This window comes from Paraburkholderia sp. BGA-UO-ETr-F12 (assembly GCF_059567945.1).
In genome coordinates this window covers 41973-63265 of sequence record NZ_JCAQOZ010000057.1, presented here as the reverse complement: position 1 = coordinate 63265, position 21293 = coordinate 41973, and the positions used below count along the sequence as shown (strand labels likewise).

At 62.7% G+C, this 21293-nt stretch carries 19 protein-coding genes; 9 read left to right on the top strand and 10 right to left on the bottom strand.

Annotation, left to right across the window (positions count from 1 at the left end; genetic code table 11):
* The first annotated feature begins 225 nt into the window (after nucleotides 1-225).
* The 4 genes from AC57B6_RS27045 to AC57B6_RS27030 all read left to right on the top strand — a co-directional run bounded on the left by AC57B6_RS27045 (nucleotide 226) and on the right by AC57B6_RS27030 (nucleotide 6526).
* Complete coding sequence (locus AC57B6_RS27045) at nucleotides 226-1017, top strand: hypothetical protein (protein WP_028197370.1); 792 nt, start codon at nucleotides 226-228, stop codon at nucleotides 1015-1017.
* Nucleotides 1018-1224: 207 nt separating this feature from the next.
* Nucleotides 1225-4635: an alpha/beta fold hydrolase gene (locus AC57B6_RS27040; protein ID WP_496422469.1), complete on the top strand. Its 3411-nt coding sequence runs from the start codon at nucleotides 1225-1227 to the stop codon at nucleotides 4633-4635.
* A gap of 196 nt (nucleotides 4636-4831) precedes the next feature.
* Nucleotides 4832-5614 (top strand): substrate-binding domain-containing protein, encoded by a 783-nt coding sequence (locus AC57B6_RS27035; protein ID WP_496422468.1) that lies wholly within the window; start codon nucleotides 4832-4834, stop codon nucleotides 5612-5614.
* 135 nt (nucleotides 5615-5749) lie between these two features.
* On the top strand, nucleotides 5750-6526 hold the full coding sequence (locus tag AC57B6_RS27030) for a hypothetical protein (protein WP_106353308.1): 777 nt from the start codon (nucleotides 5750-5752) through the stop codon (nucleotides 6524-6526).
* A gap of 20 nt (nucleotides 6527-6546) precedes the next feature.
* Here the strand turns inward: AC57B6_RS27030 and AC57B6_RS27025 are convergent, their stop codons facing one another.
* Both AC57B6_RS27025 and AC57B6_RS27020 read right to left on the bottom strand, forming a co-directional pair.
* On the bottom strand, nucleotides 6547-7983 hold the full coding sequence (locus tag AC57B6_RS27025; RefSeq protein WP_496422467.1) for an FAD-binding oxidoreductase: 1437 nt from the start codon (nucleotides 7981-7983) through the stop codon (nucleotides 6547-6549).
* A complete protein-coding gene (locus AC57B6_RS27020; RefSeq protein WP_496422466.1) occupies nucleotides 7980-8978 on the bottom strand; it encodes an isopenicillin N synthase family dioxygenase in 999 nt (332 codons plus the stop codon). The genes AC57B6_RS27025 and AC57B6_RS27020 overlap by 4 nt, the downstream gene beginning before the upstream one ends.
* Nucleotides 8979-9333: 355 nt before the next feature.
* Between AC57B6_RS27020 and AC57B6_RS27015 the strand changes: the two genes are divergently transcribed.
* Genes AC57B6_RS27015 through hutC (AC57B6_RS26995) form a run of 5 tightly spaced genes read left to right on the top strand, consistent with a single transcriptional unit; the run spans nucleotide 9334 to nucleotide 13165 of the window.
* The gene (locus AC57B6_RS27015; RefSeq protein ID WP_028197376.1) at nucleotides 9334-10161 is read left to right on the top strand and encodes a transporter substrate-binding domain-containing protein; all 828 of its coding nucleotides are present in this window, start codon (nucleotides 9334-9336) and stop codon (nucleotides 10159-10161) included.
* A 26-nt stretch (nucleotides 10162-10187) separates the two neighbouring features.
* Nucleotides 10188-10838, top strand: a complete 651-nt coding sequence (locus tag AC57B6_RS27010) for an amino acid ABC transporter permease (protein ID WP_046570866.1) — start codon at nucleotides 10188-10190, stop codon at nucleotides 10836-10838.
* Between the two features lie 29 nt (nucleotides 10839-10867).
* Complete coding sequence (locus AC57B6_RS27005; protein WP_496422465.1) at nucleotides 10868-11530, top strand: amino acid ABC transporter permease; 663 nt, start codon at nucleotides 10868-10870, stop codon at nucleotides 11528-11530.
* A gap of 19 nt (nucleotides 11531-11549) precedes the next feature.
* Nucleotides 11550-12419 (top strand): ATP-binding cassette domain-containing protein, encoded by an 870-nt coding sequence (locus AC57B6_RS27000; RefSeq protein ID WP_491565541.1) that lies wholly within the window; start codon nucleotides 11550-11552, stop codon nucleotides 12417-12419.
* Nucleotides 12416-13165 carry a histidine utilization transcriptional repressor HutC gene (gene hutC, locus AC57B6_RS26995; RefSeq protein WP_028197380.1) on the top strand — a complete coding sequence of 250 codons (750 nt, stop codon included), beginning with the start codon at nucleotides 12416-12418 and terminating at the stop codon, nucleotides 13163-13165. The genes AC57B6_RS27000 and hutC (AC57B6_RS26995) overlap by 4 nt, the downstream gene beginning before the upstream one ends.
* A gap of 87 nt (nucleotides 13166-13252) precedes the next feature.
* Here the strand turns inward: hutC (AC57B6_RS26995) and hutC (AC57B6_RS26990) are convergent, their stop codons facing one another.
* The 8 genes from hutC (AC57B6_RS26990) to AC57B6_RS26955 all read right to left on the bottom strand — a co-directional run bounded on the left by hutC (AC57B6_RS26990) (nucleotide 13253) and on the right by AC57B6_RS26955 (nucleotide 21170).
* Nucleotides 13253-13936, bottom strand: coding sequence for a histidine utilization transcriptional repressor HutC (hutC, locus tag AC57B6_RS26990; RefSeq protein ID WP_496422534.1), 684 nt, complete (start codon nucleotides 13934-13936; stop codon nucleotides 13253-13255).
* Between the two features lie 351 nt (nucleotides 13937-14287).
* Entirely contained in the window at nucleotides 14288-15931 is a 1644-nt protein-coding gene (locus AC57B6_RS26985) for an HAL/PAL/TAL family ammonia-lyase (protein ID WP_496422464.1), read from the bottom strand.
* Between the two features lie 64 nt (nucleotides 15932-15995).
* Nucleotides 15996-16787, bottom strand: a complete 792-nt coding sequence (locus AC57B6_RS26980) for an ABC transporter ATP-binding protein (protein ID WP_030100864.1) — start codon at nucleotides 16785-16787, stop codon at nucleotides 15996-15998.
* Nucleotides 16788-16821: 34 nt separating this feature from the next.
* Nucleotides 16822-17577: an ABC transporter permease gene (locus AC57B6_RS26975; RefSeq protein WP_028197384.1), complete on the bottom strand. Its 756-nt coding sequence runs from the start codon at nucleotides 17575-17577 to the stop codon at nucleotides 16822-16824.
* Nucleotides 17578-17592: 15 nt separating this feature from the next.
* Nucleotides 17593-18315, bottom strand: coding sequence for an ABC transporter permease (locus tag AC57B6_RS26970; RefSeq protein ID WP_028197385.1), 723 nt, complete (start codon nucleotides 18313-18315; stop codon nucleotides 17593-17595).
* A 107-nt stretch (nucleotides 18316-18422) separates the two neighbouring features.
* On the bottom strand, nucleotides 18423-19247 hold the full coding sequence (locus AC57B6_RS26965) for a transporter substrate-binding domain-containing protein (RefSeq protein ID WP_221306593.1): 825 nt from the start codon (nucleotides 19245-19247) through the stop codon (nucleotides 18423-18425).
* A gap of 326 nt (nucleotides 19248-19573) precedes the next feature.
* Nucleotides 19574-20254: a methyltransferase family protein gene (locus tag AC57B6_RS26960; protein ID WP_474632922.1), complete on the bottom strand. Its 681-nt coding sequence runs from the start codon at nucleotides 20252-20254 to the stop codon at nucleotides 19574-19576.
* Between the two features lie 154 nt (nucleotides 20255-20408).
* Nucleotides 20409-21170 (bottom strand): arylamine N-acetyltransferase family protein, encoded by a 762-nt coding sequence (locus tag AC57B6_RS26955; protein ID WP_496422463.1) that lies wholly within the window; start codon nucleotides 21168-21170, stop codon nucleotides 20409-20411.
* Nucleotides 21171-21293: the final 123 nt, after the last annotated feature.

The window sequence follows — 21293 nt, the reverse complement described above, 5'->3', positions numbered from 1 at the left end:
TGCAACCCACGGCTTTCAGAAGGCAAACAGGGAAAACCAGCCGGACGCACGAATGGTTTACCCGACAGTTTACCCATCAGCTACCACTTAATCCATATAGGCGAAGCCGCCGCCGGAAACCATACTGACGTCACTTTCAAGCGCGGTTTAACAATTCCAGCTTGCCTTCCTTGCCTGCAGTCGAGGCTCCCCGCGCTCCCTGTCTTTCCCCTTATGGAGGTTTTCATGGGCGCAGTTCCGAGCCACGCGTTCGTCCGCAATCTCGACGATGCGATCCTGCCCGACCTGTGGCGCCGCCGCACCCAGTTGTCCGGCGACGAAATGGTGTCGATGGTCGATCTGGTCAAGCGGGCGCTGCGTACCTATCACCCGCTTGAACTCCAGGCCCTCGGCGAGGACAAGGAAGAACTGGTCGCACAGTTCATCTACGCGAAAGTACTGCGCCTCGCACCCGGCCACACGGAGACCAACGCCTGCGCCGACAGCGCGCCGTCCAACGGCTACGCACTGTGCGCGTATTTTCGCCGCTACCTGATCGACTGCCTGCGCAGCGCCGGCCATCAACGCAATGTGTCGATGGAAAACGAAGGCATGGCGCAGGAAATCGATCTGCACGCGCAGGCACTGGAAGACCCGGTCGAAAGCGTATTGCTGCAATACGGTCTCGACGAAGCCGGCGTGCGGCTCGCGGCGCGCGCCTTCATCGACAGCCTCGACGAGCCGGAGCGCATCGTGCTGGCCGGCAGTCTCGGCTGGTGCTCGGAAGGCAAAGGTGGCTTGTCGGCAGTCGCAGCTCAGCATCGGGTGCCCTCATATCACTATCGCGCCGTCAAACTTGGCGTCACCATGAAAAAGACGGCCGGCGCCGCCGAATTTTCCAACACCAAGATCGGCCGCTGGCTGACCGACGCGCTCGGCATCGAAATCGACGTCGACAATCGCGCCGTGATTCTGCTCGCCCTGAACCTGCTCGCCGCCGAATCGAGCGACAGCGAAATGAATGAAGTAGCCGCCTAATAGCCTCTTCAAGGACCGGCGTGGAGCGGCAGCGGGTTTCTTCTTCCTTGTGGAAATCGCGACCGGCTCCACGTACGCGCCCCGTACGATGCGCCTTTTTTTGACATCGCGCACCGCCTGCGATAAAAAAGCCGCTGCCGCATGCCGTCTTCCTTCCGAAGTCCGGGTTCCCCTACCCGGCATCTCCTTCCTGACGAGGTGGTCCTGATGAACCGCTTATCGAGCGTCCTGACAGCCATGCAGCCGCATTACGATGTCGTGGTGGTGGGTTCGGGTTATGGCGGTGCGATCGCCGCGAGCCGTATGGCGCGCGCCGGCAGAAGCGTGTGCGTACTGGAGCGCGGGCGCGAATTCATGGCCGGCGAGTATCCGCGCACGCCGATCGAAGGCGCCGCGCAGATTCAATACAACACCGCCCTCGCGCAAATCGGCTCGCCGCTCGCGCTGCTCGAAGTCCACGTGAATGACGACGTGAATGCGGTGGTCGGCTGCGGCTTGGGCGGCACCTCGCTGATCAATGCGAACGTCGCGCTCAAAGCCGACCCGCGCCTATGGGATGACGAACGCTGGCCCGAGGCGCTGCGCGCCGACCAGGCGGGACGCGACAAAGGCTACGAACTCGCCCACGCGATGTTGCAGCCGTCGGCGGTGTCCGGCGATTTTTTGCAGTTGCCGAAACTGCAGGCGCTCAAACTGTCCGCGCAGGCGCTCGGCATGGCAGATCGCTTTTACCCGCCGGAGATCACCGTCACCTTCGAGGACCGCGTGAACGCGGCGGGCGTCGAACAGAAGGCCTGCGTCGGTTGCGGCGATTGCAACTCGGGTTGCAATTACGACGCGAAGAATTCCACGCACATGAACTATCTGCCCGATGCGGTCGCGCACGGCGCCCATATTTTCACGGGCACGGCGGTGCATTCGGTGCTGCGCGACACCGCTACGCAAAAGTGGACCGTGCGCTTTCAGGAGGTCTCGCTGGGCCGCGAGAGCTATGACGCGCCCGATCTGTTCGTGAGTGCCGATATCGTCATCGTATCGGCCGGCACGCTCGGTTCGACCGCCCTGCTGCTGCGCTCGCGCGAGGCGGGTCTGAGCGTTTCGGGCAGGCTCGGCCAGCACTTCACCGGCAACGGCGACGTCCTCGCCTTCGCGTACAACACCGAGGAAGCGATCAACGGCATCGGCTGGGGCGCGCACGAGCAAGGCGAGATTCCTGCGGTCGGACCAACCATTACCGGCATCATCGACCACCGCAATACGCCTGACGTGAAAGACGGCTTCGTGATCGAAGAAGGCTCGCTCGCCGGGGCGGTCGGCGCCGCGATGGTCGCCTTGCTCGGCGGCGCCGCGCCGCTCGAAGGCGTCGACATTCCCGCGCCGCGCGCCGCTGGCGAGCCGCTCGGCTACGATGCGCGCGTGATCGAGAGCGTTCTGCGCGGTCCCTATCACGGCGCGCTCAACCACACGCAAACCTACCTGGTGATGGCGCATGACGACGAAAGCGGCCAGATTACCGTAGACGATAAAGGCAGGCCGCGCATCGACTGGCCGAACGCCGGCAAGCAGCCGATCTTCCAGACCGTCGAAGAAGCTCTCAAGAAAGCCCAGGCACCGCTCGGCGGTAAATACCTGCGCAACCCGATCTCCACCAGCCTGCTCGATAACCGCACCGTCACCGTGCATCCGCTCGGCGGCTGCGGGATGGGTGAGGACGCAACGCGCGGTGTCGTCGACCACCAGGGCCGGGTTTTCAGCGGCACCGCAGGCAATGCGGTGCACGATGGCCTGTATGTAATGGATGGCGCTGTGATGCCGATGTCGCTCGGCGTCAATCCGCTGCTGACGATTTCAGCGCTGGCGGAACGCAATTGCGCGCTGCTCGCCCGTGCGCGAGGCTGGAACATCGACTACGAGGCCAAGGGTGCGGCCCCCGCCCCGGCGCCTCAGCAGATTGGCCTGCGCTTCACCGAAACGATGATCGGCACCTACACGCCGACTGTCGTGGGCGATGCCACCGCCAGTCCGATCGAATTCACGCTGACGGTCGAATCGGACAATCTGGCCGATATGCTGAGCAATCCACAGCATCTCGCCCACACCACCGGCACGCTGACTTGCCCCGCGCTCAGCGCGCAACCCACGACGATCGCCGACGGCACCTTCAACCTGTTCGTGGTCAATCAATCGGATGTAGACGAGCGCAACATGAATTACCACATGACGCTCAACGCCACTGAAGGCAAGACGTACTACCTGAGCGGACAGAAGATCATCACCCGGACCTCGCCGATCAATCTGTGGGAACAAACCAACACGCTCTACGCGGAAATCCGCGAGTCGGCGCAAGCGGACGCACCGCCGATCGGTACGGCAACGCTGATCATCACACCCGAGAATTTCCTCAAGCAGCAACGCACGCTCGAAGTCACCAACGCACCCGATCTGGAAACGCGGCTTGAATGGACCCTGAAGTTCGGCAAGTTTTTCGCGGGCGTGCTGTTCACCGAATATGGCGGCGTGGCCGCGCCCTTGCAGTTTTATGATCCGCAAGCGTCGCCGCGCCTGAAGCGCGCGCTGCGCGCACCCGTGCCGCAAGTGGTCTTTTTCGACACGCCCGACGGCACCACACTGCGGCTCACGCGCTACGCCGGGCCGGCCAATGCTCCTCTGCGTCCCGTGCTGCTGATTCACGGTTCGGGCGTGTCGAGCCGGATCTTTTCCACCGATCTGACAGGCACCAATCTGGTCGAATATCTCTGCGCGGCGGGCTACGATGTGTGGCTCGTCGATCTGCGCGTCAGCATCGAAATGCCGAGCGTGCTCGCGCCGACCAATGTCGACAAGGTCGCTCGCGAGGACATTCCGGCCGCGGTCGCCAAAGTGCGCGCGTTGACCGGCCTGCCGGAGATTCAGGTGCTGGGCCACTGCATGGGCGGCATGGCGTTGACCATGTCGCTGCTAAGTGGCCTCGCGGGCGTGCGCTCGGCGGTCATCTCTCAGGTCTCGGCGCATCCGGTGCCGGGCACCTTGGAAAAGATCAAGTGCGGGTTGCATATCCCGGACATCATGGCGCATCTCGGCGTGCACGACCTGACGGCCTTCACGGAACGCGGGACATGGCCTCAAAATCTGCTCGATGAAGCGTTGCGGCTTTACCCGCTCAATCACAAGCAGGGCTGCGGCAGCGCGATCTGCCACCGGGCCACCTTCCTTTACGGCCTGCTCTATGAGCATGAAAAATTGAGCGAGACGCTTCACTCGAACCTGCAGGAATTGTTCGGCGTGCACGACATCGAGGTATTCAGGCATCTGGCCGCCATGGTGCGAGCGGGCAAGGTTGTCGATGCGGCCGGCAAAGACGTTTACCTCACCGGGACGGGCGGCATGAAAGGTCTGGAGGGCATGCGTCTGCCGATCGGCTTCATCCACGGCGAAAAGAATGAAACCTATCTGCCGCAGAGTACCGAGCTCACGTTCGACCTGCTGGTCAGGCACTTCCCCGAGCAGCCATATGAGCGCCATCTGATTCCCGGCTACGGGCATATCGACTGTATCTTCGGCAAGAACGCGGCCGTGGACGTGTATCCGGTGATTGCACGGTATCTGAACGCGCATTGACGAAGGCCGGAACGCGGCGCCGCTACAGGATCGGGGAGTCCGGCGGCAGCGTACCCGGGTCGCAAGCCGCGCGCCGTTCGGGCTGCTGTTCAGGTATGGTATGTATAAGGGGCGGGTCGCCGCGATTGCGGCCAGCGCACCTGGCGCGGTGAGTCCGTCACGCGCTTATCCACATCAAACTGCCACGCTTATCCGGATGAAAACCTTTTTTCTGACTACGTTGGCCGCAGGACTGCTGGCCAGCACCGTTGCGACAGCAAACGTACAGGCCGCCGAGCTCCACGTGATGACCTCGGGCGGCTTCACCGCCGCCTATAAACTGCTCGGCCCCAAGTTCACGGCCGCAACCGGCAACACGCTCGACACGATCCTCGGGCCGTCGATGGGTAAATCGCCGGAAGCCATTCCGAACCGGCTCGAGCGGGGTGAACACGCGGACGTGGTCATCATGGTCGGCTACGCGCTCGACGATCTGATCAAGCAAGGCAAGGTGATTCCCGGATCGCGCGTCGAGCTTGCCGATTCCCGCATTGGCATGGTGGTGCGCAACGGCGCGCCGAAACCGGATATCAGCTCGGTCGATGCGCTAAAGGAGACCTTGCTCCATGCCAGATCGATCGCCTACTCGGACAGCGCGAGCGGTGTCTATATCGAGCGCGAGCTCTTCAGCAAGCTTGGCATCGAAGCTCAGGTGAAGAACAAGGCGAAGATGATTCCGAAGATTCCGGTCGCATCGGTGGTTGCCAACGGCGATTACGAACTGGGATTCCAGCAGGTCAGCGAGTTGCTGCCGGTGCCGGGCGCCAGCTTCGTCGGAAAGATTCCGGAGTCGGTGCAATCGGTTACGCGCTATGCCGCCGGCATCCCGGTGGGCGCCGAACATCCGCAGGAAGCAAAGGCGTTGCTCGACTACCTCGCCTCGCCCGCTGTACAGCCCGTGGTAACGTCGACCGGCCTGGATTCTGTCGCAACGCATTGACGCAGCGGCCTCGGGCTGGCCGGCAAACGTGTCCGGCCCGCCCGTCTACTTTGCATGGCCGGACATAAGCAGCCCCTCACGGTCGATGGAAGCCGGGCTGTAGCCTTCACACTTCAGAACATTTCAAAGAAAACCATGGAACAGTTGACCTTCGGGGCTTGCGTCAAAAAAGGCTGGATCAGTTCGTGGCAAGCCGTCACACAGATGCCCTGGTTGTTCCTCGGCGTCTGCATCGTCTTGGCTTGCACCTCGCTACTGACAGAAGAACGCCCCGCCGTCACTGACACGATGGATGCGACGACGCGTGCGGGCCACGGCCTGCTCTCGCTGGTCTGGTTCTTTCTGCAACTGGCGGTATCCGGCACGCTGACCATCAAGGTCCATCGTTTCGTGCTGCTTGGCGAAGGCACGCAGCCGCTCGTGCCGCTCAACGGCAAGCCGCTCTTGCGCTATGCGCTGGTATGGCTCGCCATCATGCTGATCGCGCTGGCGATTACAGGATTCACCTTTTTCGCCATGCGCGCGCTGAAGATGGGGTTCCTGATCTATGTGCCGCTGCTGCTCATCTATCTGTTCGTGCTTATCCGTCTGAGCCTGCTTTATCCGTCCATCGCGCTCGGCAGCCGGGTTGCGCTGCGGGCAGCGTGGCGGGACAGCCGTGGACACGTATGGAGCATCATCGGCGTGGGCTTCGTGACTTATGTGCCGCTCTTTGTGGTCACCGCCCTGATATTCATGCTGGTCGGCCCGAAGATGATGGCCGCGCACCAGACCCAGGGCCTCGCCGTCTTCGCGATTATTCAGGCGCTGCTCAATGCTGTTTTCGTCGTGTTCGCCGCAGCCTCGCTTTCATGGCTGTACCGCCGCTACGCCAACGAACTGCTGACGCACGCCGAAGCCGCACCGCGCTAAATCGCGCGGTACGCCGTAACTCAGAACAGCTTGCCGGGATTCAGAATCCCATGCGGGTCCAAAGCGTGTTTGATCGCGGCCATTGCGGCCAATTCAGCCGGCGAGCGCGAGATCGGCAAGAACTCGCGCTTGAGCAAGCCGATCCCGTGTTCCGCCGACACCGAGCCGTGCAGCGGCCCCAGCATCTCATAGACGAAGGCATACATCGTACGGTGATCGACACCGGGGATCGAATGGCCGTCCACGGTGACATGCAGATTCGAATCGCCGATATGGCCGAAGAAATACGACGCGTTGCCCGGCCAGCGTTGATCGAGCGCCGCGCGGCACCGGTCGACGAAAGCGCCGATCTCGCCGATCGGCAAGCTCACGTCGAAGTTGATCGCATCGAGCCGCACCGGAAACTCGGCGGTGCATTCGCGAATTGCCCATAACGCGCGCACGTCGGCCACCGATTGGGCAATTACCGCGTCGCGGATCGCTTCGGCGTCGAGCGCTTCAGTGAGCGCGGCGGAGAAGCGTTCGCCGTCGTCGCCCGCGTCGAAGCTCGCGTGTTCGATCAGTGCGTAAAGCGGGTGCGGGTCGGCGAACGGCGAACGCGTGCCCGTCAGTTTCACGCCGAAATCGTAAAAATCCGGCCACATGATCTCGAACGCGCCAATGTCGTTGCCAAAACGCGTCGACAGTCGGCGCAGCAGGCTGACGGCCGCGTCGTAACCGTCGAGTGCGACGAGCGCCGTGTGACGCGCCGCGCGCGGCGGATGAAGCCGCAGCACCGCGCGCGTAATCACGCCGAGCGTGCCTTCCGAACCGATGAACCAGTGTTTCAGGTCGTAGCCGGTATTGTTCTTGACCATCTTGCCGAGCGACGTCAGCACGTCGCCGTTGGCGAGCACCACTTCGAGGCCGAGCACCTGGTCGCGCGCGGTGCCTGACTGGATCACGCGATTGCCGCCCGCGTTGGTCGCGAGGTTGCCGCCGATCTGGCACGAGCCGCGTGCGCCCAGATCGAGGGCAAGTTCAAAGCCGGCTTCGGCGGCGGCTTCCTGTGCGGTTTGCAAGGTCGTGCCGGCGCGCACGGTGAGCGTGGCCGAGGCGGCATCGATTTCTTCGACCCCGGTGAGCCGCTCGAGCGACAACGCAATATCGGTCGCGCGGGCAATCGCGCCGCCCGCGAGGCCGGTCATGCCGCCCTGCGGCACCACGGGTTGATGTGCAGCATGACAGATTGCCAGCGCACGCGAGACTTCTTCCGTGCTGCGAGGCAAAAGCAGCGCGGCGGGACGCGTTGGATCGTGACGTGTCCAGTCGGTCAGTGCATGTTCGCCGATCTGCTCGCCGGTGCGCACCGCGTCGGCGCCGAGCGCGGCACGTAGCGCGTCGAGCGTCGCCGAAAGCGGTGCGACGCTATGGGTTGCGCTGCCCGCTGCGCCGTTTGCCAAACTCGTATCTGTCATGCAGTGGTTCCTTGCGTTCCTTGCGTTCCTTGAGCGGCCGCTTTCTTCCGATAACCCATCGAATCGTTGATCCGCCCGAGAATGTAATCGCCCGCGGCGACCGGCTGATACTTGAGGTCGGCGTCGCTCGTGCCGAGTTCACGCGGATCGACCGTCGCACCGTAAGTAGGATCATAAAACGTCGCGATCGAATAGCGCTCGCGCCCCGATGCATTGATCACACGATGCAAGGTGGAGCGGAAGCGATCGTTGGTCCAGCGCGCCAGCAGATCGCCAACATTCACCACGAAGCTGCCCGCGATCGGCGGCGCGTCGACCCACGTGTCGTTGGCGATCTCGCGCACCTGCAAGCCCCCTACCTGGTCCTGCCACAGCAGGGTAATGCAGCCGTAGTCGGTATGCGGTGCGACGCCGAACTGATCCGCGTCCGATTGGGGCGGCTGCGGCGGATAGTAGACCATCTGCGTGCGCTGCATCCGCTTCGTATAGCGCGGCGTGAAGAAATGCTCGTCGACGCCGAGGCTCACCGCCACCGCCCGCAGCAGATCGGCGCCGCACGCGGCCACCGCTTCGTAATAACCATAAAGCGCGGGTTGCAACTCAGGCATGAAATCCGGCCAGTTGTTCGGCCCCCGCAAAGCCTGACCCGCGCGCACATCGGGATCGTCCTCCGGCAATTCGAGGCCGATGCTGAAGAACTCCTTGTAGTCGGGGCGCTTCGCCTGATACATGGTAGCGTCGCCGAGCGCGTTGAAACCTCGATGCCGTTGATTGACCGCCACGCGCCGCTTCGTCTCGACAGGAAACGCAAAGAACGTACGTGCCGCCTGGGCGGCTGCATCGATTGCCGTTTGCGGCACGCCGTGATTGACGATATAGAAGAAGCCGATCGTGGTGCACGCTTCGCGGATTTCATGCGCCACGCGGGTCAAGGCCTGCGGGTCGCCCGCGCGCACGCCGGCAAGATCGATGATCGGAATACGGGTCACGGGCATTGCGCTGCTCCCTGGAAGGCCGGTCGATTCAACTGATAAAAGAGACGTGTGAGTCGGCTTGCGAATCGCGCCACTCGCGACACCTCGCGACACGCAGGCGCGCTTCGCGCGTCCGCGTGCCTGTTCGTTGTGTGTGCGTTGCCGGCTCGTTGCTTCTTCGTTGCTTCTTCGTTGTATATACCGCCAAAAGCGCACCCGCAAGTTGCTTCGCGCAGCTTCACATAAGGGCTTTTCTCTACTCGCGCGTTTATTTATTTCGCGCCAAAACTGCGGTATATACTGCCTCGAATGATTCGCGCAGAGTCTGCTGACGAACCGCTTTCGCGCGACGCGATTTTGCCAACCGGAGAATCCCATGAGCATCCTTGCAGGATGGAAGTGTCGTTTGGTCATGCTGGCGTTGTGCGCGGCAAGCATCACCGCCCACGCAGACGATCAACTCGCCAAAGTGAAAAAAGCCGGCGAGCTGGTGGTCGGCACCGAAATGCAGTTCGCGCCTTTCGACTTCCTCGAAAACGGCCAGCAGGCGGGTTTCAACAAGGATCTGTTCGCCGAAGTGGGCAAGGAACTGGGCGTAAAGGTACGCTTCATCGATTTGCCTTGGCCGAGCGTGCTGCCGGGTCTCGAAGCCGGCAAGTTCGACATGGTGGGCGGGCCGCTGACGGTCACCAAGGCGCGCATGGAACGCTACACGTACACGCTGCCGATCGCGGACGCCACCGACGCGCTGCTCAAGCGCGCCAACGACAGCGCGCTCAAGCAGTCGTCGGATATTGCCGGCAAGACTGTCGGCGCGGGCAAAGGCTCGGCCCAGCTCGACCAGTTGAAGGCCTACGTCGCCACCTTGCCGAAGCCGCCTGAAATCCGCGAATACGTCGACAACAATCAGGCCTACGCCGACCTCGCCGCCGGCCGCATCGCGGCGGTCGCGAACTCGATGACCAATATCGCGTATGTCGCCAAACAGCGTCCCGAGACCTTCGCCGTGGTACAGCCGCCGTTCGGCGCGAAAGTGTACTTCGCCTATTGCCTGCGTAAAGACGCGGATAGCAAGCCGCTCGCCGACGCCTTCAACGCGGCGCTCGTGAAGATGCACAACGACGGACGCCTCGCGGCCCTGCAGAAGAAGTGGTTCGGTGTCGCGATGGACGCGCCGACCACGATGCCGGCGCCGAACTATTGACGGTTTGATGTTTGGAGGGACCGCTTATGTTCAGCACGACCGTCTTCCTCCAGGGTTTGCCGCTGCTATTGCATGCGGCACTCGCCACCATCGGCATTTCGCTGACAGGTCTGCTGATCGGCTTTTTCGTCGCGATCGGCGTATGTGCCGCGCGCCTCTCGGCGAGGCGCGCCGCGCGCATGTTCGGCGGCGCTTATGTGTTTTTCTTCCGCGGCGTGCCGATGCTGGTGCAACTGCTGCTGGTGTACTACCTGCTGCCGTTCGCCGGGATCAATGTCTCGCCCATCGTCGCGGCGATCAGCGCCGTGTCGTTATGCTCCGCTTCATATATCGCCGAAATTCTGCGCGGCGGTTTTCTGAGTATTCCGCCGGGTCATCTTGAGGCCGCGCGCATGCTCGGTCTTTCACCGTTCGATATGCTGCGGCGCATTCTCGTACCGCAGGCGTTTCGCCTGACGCTGCCCTCGCTTGTCAATGAAATGGTGCTGCTGATCAAGGCTTCGTCGCTGATCTCGGTGGTCGGCGTGGCCGAACTGACGCGCACCGCGCAGAACATTGCGGCCAGCACCTATCGGCCGCTCGAAGCCTACGTCGCCGCCGGGCTGATTTACTTCGTGATCTGCGGCAGCCTCGCTCTCGTTGCGCACGCCGCCGAATACCGTTTGCAGCATGCCTGAACGCCCCTGAGCCCGAGATCGGATAAGTCATGCAAACGCTCGACCCCACCGTCATCACGCACAATCTGCAGCCGATTGCCGCCGGCCTCGCCACCACGCTCGGCACCTGGGCTGCCGGCGTGGCGATCGGCATCCTGATCGGCTTTCTGATCGCCGTGCTGCAACTCTTTTGCGGACGCTGGGTGCGCGCCCTGTTGCGCTTCTATATCGAGCTATTCCGCGGCACGCCATTCCTGGTGCAACTGTTTTTGCTGTACTACGGCGGCCCTTCCTTCGGCCTCACGCTCGAACCGATGACAGCCGGCGTACTCGGCCTGGGTCTCTACGGCAGCGCGTATTTCGCCGAGGCGTTTCGCTCCGGCTTTCAATCGGTGCCACCGGGCCATCTCGAAGCAGCCTCCTGTCTCGGGCTCACTCGCTGGCAAGCCGTCCTGCGTATTCAGGTGCCGCAAATGCTGGTGCTGATCGTGCCCGCGCTCACCAACCTGATCATTGTGCTGAGCAAGGAAACCGCCGTGCTGTCGATCGTCACCGTCCCCGAACTCACCTTCGTGCTGACCGGCATCGGCTCGGCCACCTTCGCTTTCGTCGAGACGCTGCTGGTGCTATGCGTGTGCTATCTCGCGCTGGTTGAATTGACCTCGCGCGTGGGTATGTGGGCAGAAACCCGCATCGCGCGCTTCATGGCATGAACGCAATCCGGACCTCCCTATGAACGCCATCGCCGACATGCCCTCCTCCGCGTCTAACGCCGCCTTCGATACGCCGCCAGGCGCGCCGCTCATCGAAGTGCGCGACCTGAAAAAACGCTTCGGCGAAGTCGAGGTGCTACGCGGCGTCGACCTCGAGATCGCCCGTTCCGAAGTGGTCTGCATCATCGGGCCGTCCGGTTCGGGTAAAAGCACACTGCTGCGTTGCCTGGCCGCGCTCGAAACCTACGATCAGGGCGACGTGCGCATTGAAGGCGAGCTACTGGGCTATAGCGAGCGCAATGGAAAACGCGTGCGAGCGTCGCAGAACGAGATCAATCGCGTGCGGCGCAACGTCGGCATGGTGTTTCAGCAATTCAATCTGTGGCCGCACATGACAGCGCTCGGCAATGTGATGGAAGCCTTGCTGCGCGTGCGCCATCTGTCGCATGACGAAGCGCGCCGCCGCGCCAATGCGATGCTGGAAACCGTCGGCCTCGCGCATAAGGGCGACGCCTATCCCGCGAAACTCTCGGGCGGCCAGCAGCAACGCGTTGCGATTGCACGCGCGCTGGCGATGGAGCCGCACATCATGCTGTTCGACGAACCGACCTCGGCGCTCGATCCCGAGCTGGTCGGCGAAGTGTTGCAGGTGATGAAGCAGCTTGCGCGCGACGGCATGACGATGGCCGTGGTCACGCACGAAATGGGGTTTGCCGCGCAGGTGGCCGATAAGGTCATGTTCATCGACCAGGGACGTATCGCCGTGCAAGGCAAGCCGCGCGAAGTCTTTCACGATGCGGGGCAGCCGCGTTTGCGGCAGTTCCTGCAAAACTATTTCGACCGTAATGCGTTCTGGACGCGCGGCCCTGATGACGTGGAAGCGCAATGAAAACCACGCACGCGGCGATTGAGCCGCCCGCCGCCCGCTACGAACAGGTCAAGAACCATATCCGCCAGATCATCGAATCGGGCGGCCGGCAAGCGGGCGAACGGCTGCCGTCCGAGCAGGAGCTGGTCACGACACTCGGCGTGTCGCGCATGACGGCGAATCGCGCGCTGCGCGAACTCGCCGATGAAGGTCTCGTCACCCGCGTGTCCGGCGTCGGCACCTTCGTCGCGCAAACCAAGCCGCAATCCACGCTGCTGATGATCGCCCATATCGGCGACGAAATCCGCTCGCGGGGTCACGAGTACAGCTACGACACGGTTCTCGCGCAACGCGAAACCGCGCCGGTGACCGTGTCGAACGCGCTGGGGCTGGCACCCGGAGCGTCCGTGTTTCATGTGATTTGCGTGCATCGCGAGAACGGCTTGCCGGTGCAGCTCGAAGACCGTTACGTCAATCCGGTAACCGCGCCCGACTTCCTGAAGCAGGACTTTGCCACGACGAGGCCGTCCGAGTATCTGTTCCTGACGGTGCCGGCGCACGACGTCGAGCATGTCGTCGACGCGGGCCTGCCGACGCGCACCGAGGCCGAATTGCTGGAAATTCACGCCGACGAACCGTGCCTGACGCTGATGCGCCGCACCTGGACGAGCGGCGTTGCGGTCACGTTCGCACGCTTCGTGCATCCGGGTTCGCGCTACCGGCTGGGTTGCCGGTTTACGCCGGACCTGTCGCAGCGCCAGGGCTAGCGGCGCCCACGCCGCGCACCGTCGCCCTCGCCCTGTGGCCCTCGCCCGCCTCGCGAGGACGCCGCCTGAAGATTGCCTGCTGGCTGCTTATACGTTGCCCGCCAGATGAAAACGCGATGCCGGATGCCACAACTGCACCGACGTCGCCACATCCTCGCCGACCCAGGTGCGGCGCCATAGCTGCAAGCAAGGCTCGCCGATATCCATCATCAGATGTCGCCGCACATACGCGTCGGGCTTCTGCGCATAGATGCGAAACTCCGCGCGCTGGATCGGCGCGAGCCGCACCATGTAATGATTCGGCGTCTCGACGGTGAAGTCCTGTCGCAGGTAGTCGGGAAACACCTTCGGATTGACGTAGCGATCTTCGTACTGAATCGGTTCGCCCTCCTCGCTATGCACGATGCACGAGTGAAACGCAGGGCCGCTGGCGAGGCCGAGCGCTTCGAGCGCGTGTGGATCGTCGCTGGGTTCGAGCATCAGCACGCGCGCTGAATGACGATGACCGCGCGCGGCGATTTCGTCGGCAATATTGCGGATTTCCAGTACCGTCGATTCGTAACGCTGCGGCGCGACGAACGTGCCGGAACCTTGCACGCGCGTCAGCACCCGTTCGGTGGTGAGCTCGCGCAAAGCGCGCGACACGGTCATGCGCGCGACACCGAATTCCTTGACCAGTTCCGTTTCGGATGGGATCAAGCCGCCCGGCTTCCAGTCCCCTTCGCTAATGCGCCTGAGTACATAGCGTTTGATCTGCTCGTAGGCGGGCATCGCTCTCGCGGGTATCTCCTGGGTGCGGCCAGGCGGGTCCTGCGTCTCTGCGGCTTGCGGGTGTGTGTTTGTAATAGTGTTCACGTCGACCTCGTGGGTGGTACGCGGGTGGTACACATTTTTGGCCGGCTCACCGGCGGGTAGCCCGCTCACCGGCTTTGTCTCCGTTCATGCAATCCGTTCATGCAATCCGTTCATGCAATCCGTTCATGCAATCCGTTCATGCAATCCGTTCATGCAATCCGTTCATGCAATCCGTTCATGCAATCCGTTCATGCAATCCGTCAATCAGGTCTGCCAGTCGGGTCTGTCAATCGCAGGCCCAACGACCCGGGCCCGGCAAGCGGCCCTTCAACCTGCATAGGCGGCCGCGTTGCCGTCATTGGCCGCCGGATCGGCGCCGAGCCTGTTCGCGGCGGCCACACTCGTCACGCTCGCCAACGCAGCAAGACTCGCGCCGCCGCTCAAAGCACCCGACCCGGGGCGAATGTTACCCGGGTTTGGCAGCGACGGTGGCATTCCGTCGGCGATCATGCGAAACGCAATCGCCATGTCGTCCGCGAGCGGCCGGTCGTCGCGGTAAGTCGGTACGACGCCGCGCACGCGATGCCAGAGCGCGTCCGTGTGCGGCGCGCGCGATGCGTCGACGCTCTGCAGATCGTAAGCTTGTGCCGCCGCCAGCAACTCGATAGCGACAATGCGTCCGGCATTGTCGAGAATCTCCAGCGCCTTGAGCGCGGCAGGCGTGGCATGGCACAGGTGGTCCTCCTGCAAACCGGACGTGATACCACCGTCGAGACTCGCCGGCATCGCGAGGCGCCGGTTCTGCGCCACCAGCGAAGCCGCCGTGTACTGCGCGATCATGAAGCCGGAACAGGTGCCGCCCGGCTCCGCAAGAAACGCCGGCAAGCCGCTCACGAGCGGATTGACGAGGCGATCGAGGCGCCGCTCGGCCATCGCCGCGACTTGCGCGATCGCGGTGGCAAGGCTGTCCATCGCCAGTGCGATCGACGCCCCTACCGCGTGCGCCTGCGAATAGACGCGTGGCGCTTCCGGCGTGCCGGCGACGATCGGGTTATCGGTAATCGATGCGAGTTCGCGATTGACCACGTCGGCGGTCGCGGCGAGCACGTCGCGCGCGGCGCCATGCACATGCGGAATGGTCCGCATGCTCAACGGGTCTTGCGTGCGCTGGCCGATCACCGCGGCGAGAATGCCGCTGTCCGCCAGCGCGGTGCGCATCCGCTCTCCAACCAGGTTCAGGCCCGGCGAAATGCGCAACGCCAACGAGTCTTCATCGAAAGCCGCGATCTGGCCACGCAGGTTCTCGAAGCTCATCGCGGCGACCACATCGGTCCAGTCGAGCAGGCGCGCGGCACGCGCCAGCGCCAACGCGGCGAGGCCCGTCACGCACGGCGTGCCGTTGACGAGGCATAGCCCCTCCTTCGCGTCGAGCACCAGCGGTTCGAGGCCGAGCAGTTGCAACGCATCACGCCCTTTGAGGCGTTCGCCGCGATAGCGCACATGGCCCTCGCCAATGCACACCAGCGCGATGTGCGCCATATGGCTCAGATAACCGACCGAGCCGAACGCCGGCACTTCCGGCAGGCAATCGGCATTGAGCAATGCGACCAGTCGATCCGCAACTTCGAGGCGAATCCCCGAATGCCCATGCGCAAAGTTGTTGACGGCGGCCGCCATGATCGCGCGCGTTTCTGCGACACCGAGTGGCGCGCCCACGCCTACCGCGTGGCTCATCAGAATGTTGCGCGACAGCGTGCGTTGTTCGGACGGCGACACGATCACATCGCACAACGCGCCGACGCCGGTATTCACGCCATACGCGCGAATCCCGCGCTCGACGATCTGTTCAACAAGCACGCGCGCCGCCGCGATACGCGAACGGGCTTCAGCGGAAAGTTCGAGCGGTTCGCCGGCGGCGATCGCCGCCACCTGAACCCAGTCGAGAGGACGATCGGAACGGATCACGGCCATGGTAGTGCCCGGTGCAGTGAAGTGAAGTGAAATGACGACGGGATAACCCGCGAATGCCGATGAATCAGTTAGTCGTGCGATCCTGGTGACTCGACACGAACTGGCGGAACCGCTCCGACTTGCACTCGACGAACACTTCGTCCGGCGTACCATCGGCTTCGACCTGACCTTGATGCAGGAACATCACGCGATTCGACACGTGCCGCGCGAAGCCCATCTCGTGCGTGACGACCAGCATGGTGCGGCCTTCTTCGGCGAGCGAGCGCATCACGCGCAGTACTTCACCGACCAGTTCGGGGTCGAGCGCCGAGGTCGGTTCATCGAACAGCATCACCTTCGGATGCATCGCCAAAGCACGCGCAATCGCCACCCGTTGCTGCTGACCGCCGGACAGATGCGCCGGATAGTGGCCGCGCTTTTCCGCAAGGCCGACTTTCGCGAGCAACGCTTCCGCCTCCTCAACCGATTCGGCGCGGCTGCGCTTCTGTACGCGCATCGGCCCTTCGATCAGGTTCTCCAGCACGGTCATATGCGACCACAGATTGAAGTTCTGAAACACCATGCCGAGTTGCGAGCGCACCCGGTCCACCTGACGGCGGTCGCTCGGCTGCAGCTTGCCGTCGCCGCGCCGCTTCATTTTCAGCTCTTCGCCGCCGAGCGCGACCGAGCCGTCATCCGGCGTTTCGAGCAGATTCAGGCAGCGCAGGAAGGTGCTCTTGCCGGAACCGCTCGCGCCGAGAATCGAAATCACGTCGCCTTGATGGGCGTCCAGCGAAATGCCTTTGAGCACATGGTGGTCGCCGAACGACTTATGGATGTTCTTGACCGACAGTGCAACAGGTGCCGTAGCGTTCATAGGGTTCTCCAGATTCTGCAAGAAGTGCGATCGTTCAGGGCGTAGCGCGGCGTGCTTCGGTCGTGGTCGAAACGGGCCGGTTCGGCGCGCTTTGCGCGGGCGCCGCACGCAGATGGCGCGACAGGCGCGTCTCGAGCAAACCGAGCAACCGCACAATGACGAAATTCAGGAACAGATAGATCAACGCGGCGCAGATGAATACTTCCGTCGTGCGGTATGTTTGCTGAATGATCTGCTGCGCGACACCGGTCACTTCCCACACGGTGACGAGACTTGCGAGCGCGGTGGATTTGACGAGCAGCACGGCCTCGGTGGAGTACGCGGGCAGACACTGACGCAACGCAATCGGACCGATCACACGGCGCAGCAGCGCGAAACCCGACAAGCCGATCGAATAACCCGCTTCGATCTGGCCGACCGGCACGGCCATCAAACCACCGCGAATAATCTCGGCGGTATATCCAGCGGTGCACAGCGCCAACGACAAAACCGCGCACATGTACGGCTCGCGTAACACCGGCCACAGAAAGCTCTCGCGAATCACGCCGAACTGGCCCATGCCGTAGTACACCAGGAACATCTGGATCAGCAGCGGCGAGCCGCGGAACACAAGAATATAAGCACGCGCGAAGCGGTTCGGCAGCCAGTGCGGCGACACGCGCATCGTGACGATCACGAGCGAAAGCAAGCCACCCAGAATCAGCGAGCAGAAGAATAGCCCGAGCGTGGTCGGCACGGCCGCGATCAGTTGCCGCAGCGTATCGAGCAGGAAATCGAAGTCGAAGTGCATGATGTCCGGTCCTCGTCAGTTGCGCGCGAAGTTGCGCTTGAAGGATCGGCCCACGCGCGCTTCCGCGCGGTTGAAGATCCGGTTCGAGATGCTGGTCATCAGCAGATACAACGCGCCGCCCACCACGAAGAACGTGAAGTACTGGTGTGTCGAACCCGCCGCCACCTGGCTCACGCGCAGCAGTTCGGCGAGCCCCGTGACGGAAATCAGCGCCGAGTCTTTCAGGCTCAATTGCCAGACATTGCCGATGCCCGGCAACGCGAAACGCAGCACTTGCGGAATCAGAATGCGGCGCGCCATGGTCATGGTGGGCATGCCGATCGAACGCGCTGCTTCGAGCTCGCCGCGCGATACCGCGAGCACCGCCGAGCGGTACACCTCGGCCTGATACGCGCCGGAAATCATGCCGACAGCGAGCGCGCCGACCACGAACGGCGGCACCCCGACAAAGCCGTCCGCGCCGAACCATTGACCCACCGTGGTGACGAGCGTCGAGCCGCCGAAATAGAACAGATAGATGACGAGCAATTCAGGGACGCCACGAAACACCGTGGTGTACGTATCGCCAATCACGCGCAGCGTGCGAAACCGCGACAGCTTGGCTGCCGCGACCAGCGCGCCGAACACCGCGCCGACCGCGAGCGCTGCCAGCGTGAGCGCGACCGTCATCAATGCCGCGAGCAGCAACACGCCGCCCCAGCCCTCCGGCCCGAAGCCGAGCATCCCTATCAGAGCCATTCCCTACCCCTCATCCATTGCGACGGATCGAACCCGTGGGCCTGCCCGGTTTTCTTCACACCGCGCAGGCCGTTACTTCCAAACCCTCAAGCAGATCAGGCAGCGAATCAAGGCGTGACGTCGGTCTTGAACCACTTGGTGGATAGTTTCTTGACGGTGCCGTCTGCGAGCGCGGCGCTAATCGCGGTGTCGAACTTCGCTTTCAGGTCGGCATCCTGCTTGCGGAACGCGAGGCCTTCACCCGGACCCCAGATCGGGCCGCCGATCTTCGGGCCGGCCATGATGATCGACGCGTTGTCCTTCTTGTCCATGTTGGCGGCGTAGTAGGTCACGTCGTCGAACGAGGCGTCGATACGGCCATTGGCCAGATCGAGGTCGCGCTCAGGCGAGGTCTTGTAGACACGGATCGTGGACACGTCCTTGAAGCCGTCGTTGATGAATTTGGTGTAGACCGTGCCCGACTGAATGCCGATGGTCTTGCCCTTCAGCTGCTTGCGCAAAGCGTCGACGGTGGGCTGATCGGTCTTCGGATCGCCCGACAGCTTGACGACCGGCGCGCCAGGCGCCGCCTTGGGCAACACCTTCGCGTCGGTCACGGCGAACGTGGCCGGCGTAGCGGCGTAAGGCCTCGAGAACGCGATGATCTTTTCACGTTCCGGCGTGATCGAAATCGCGTCCATCAATACGTCGAATTTGCCCGCCTGCAGACCGGGAATCATGCCGTCCCAGTCTTGCGCCACGAGGTTGCACTGCAGCTTGATGCGCTCGCACAGATTGGCGACCAGTTCGGGTTCGAAGCCGCCCAGCTTGCCACCCGGCAACGTCAGGTTCCATGGTGCGTAACCGCCTTCGAGGGCGATCGTCACCGTCTTCCAGTCTTTGGCCTGCACGGGTGCCGCGAAAATCGTCGCGGCGCCGAGAATGGCACCCATCAATGCTTTTGCTAACGTCGTGCGCTTCACTTTCACGTCGAAACTCCTTGGATTGGGGAAACCGCCGAACTGGACTTTTTAACTGCGCCTTAATTTGTATAGACAAGTCTGCATGAGTCAAAAAGCCATCGCAAGAGGATTTGTTTGAAATCACGCAGATCATCGGGTAAGCCCCTATAAGATGCCGTGTGACAAGGCTCTAAAGGGAGCTTCGAACGCACGAACATGGCGCACCGAGCGAAGCCGGATGCACCAGTTCGATTTCTTTTGTCTAGACAGGTTGGTGTCTGAATGCTGGCGCAGTTCGAATCGGCGCGCTGCGCGCCCTACCAGATGAACGGTACGAAGCGGTAACGCACGCGTGAGACGTAGCCGGTATAACCGTCGAGTTGTTCTGCCAGTACGCGCTCCTCGCGTACCGCGCGCCAGCCGATACCGATCACCATCACCGGCACGTAGGCAAGCCCCCACCATGAACCCAGCAGCAACGGCGTGCCGATGAACAGCAACAGCGCGGCCGAGTACATGGGATGACGGACATGGGCATACGGGCCGGTGTCGATGACTTTATGGCCGCGGCCTGTCTGAATCTTCACAACCGGCGCGGCATAGCTATTGGCCCGGAAAACGATCATGCACAGGAGCAGGCAAACGAGAATGCACAGCGAGCCGACACTCACCAGCCAAACCGGAAACGGCGCCGACCAGCGATAACGTACGGCGTCGAGTCCCATCAGGACGAGCCAGGCGCTCCAGACCACCGTCACCGCCACCATGAAAATTCGGTCCCAGCGGCTTTGTTGCGCCTGCACGATCGGCGCGAGACGCTCGGCAAGCAGACCAGGGTCGTGGCGCGCCAGCCACAAACCGACCCACAGACTCAGGCCGCCTGTCTCGATCAGATACCACCACCCCGCAGGCCAGGCGAACGTGCCCGCGGCGCCAAACAGCAGCGCGCCCATGCATGCCAGCCAGAGCGACGTTTGGAGGATAAGGCGCGTGATCATGGCTGGGTCGTGGCGCTTGTGAGTGGTTATGGGCGAAGGAGCGCCGCCTGGGCGCTCGTTATGCCCGCGATGCCCTGCCTCAGGCCAGAGCCGGAGCCGAACTGACGCGCCCGAACACGTCCGCCATGTCGATGTCCCCCGTGTTCAGGCCGAATTAATCGTGCAGGCAAGCCGCAAGTTCGTCCGCACTCTTCAATTGCCGCTCGCTGATGATCTGGCCATCCGCCGCGCGTTCGTTCAACTGGTTGTCGAGCAAGGTCAGGCGCGATTCCGGCAGGACGAGGCAAACGATCAGGTGGTTCAGGAACACGGATTCCGGCGCGGTCGAGGTGTACCAGTTCGATGTCTCGTAGTCGATCCATTCGACCGGGTGCAGGTCGAAACGGTAGACGCGAGCCCAGGATTCATCGCGAGACTGCACTTCGAGATAGAGCGCACCGCGCGCCGCATCGGCCAGACGGAACGTGCCTAGCTCGGTAGGCTGCGCGCTGCCGGCGACGAGCCGCAGCGGAGCGGTCAGCGTCACGCTGCCGAAACCGACGTCGGCGATCCACGCTTCGTTCCCGATGTCGACCCGCAGGACCATGTGCGTGCGCGGCGGAATCGTGCCGGATTCGCGGCCCCAAAGAACCCGGCCGAGTAAAGGCGTTACGTCGAAGCCCAACTGCATCAGGACATTCGCGAACAATGCGTTCTGCTCGAAGCAATAGCCGCCGCGTTTTTGCGTAATCAGCTTGTGTTCGATTGTTTCGAGATCGAGTTTCACCGCGCGATGCGTGAGCGGGTTCAGATTCTCGAAAGGAATCGATCTGGGGTGCAGCTTATGGAGTTCCTGAAGCACTTCCAACGTCGCCGCGCGAGGCCCCTGGTAGCCTATGCGGGTGAAGTAATTTTCCAGATTCACGGTATGTGACATCGGTGTCGTCCCGGTAGGGTTTGGAAATTGTGCGCCTGGTATGCGCTTGAGAAGTGCTTCGCGCCATCGCGCGGCATCGGAAGATGATCATAGCTTCTTTTGTTACCCGCTCGACGGAACACG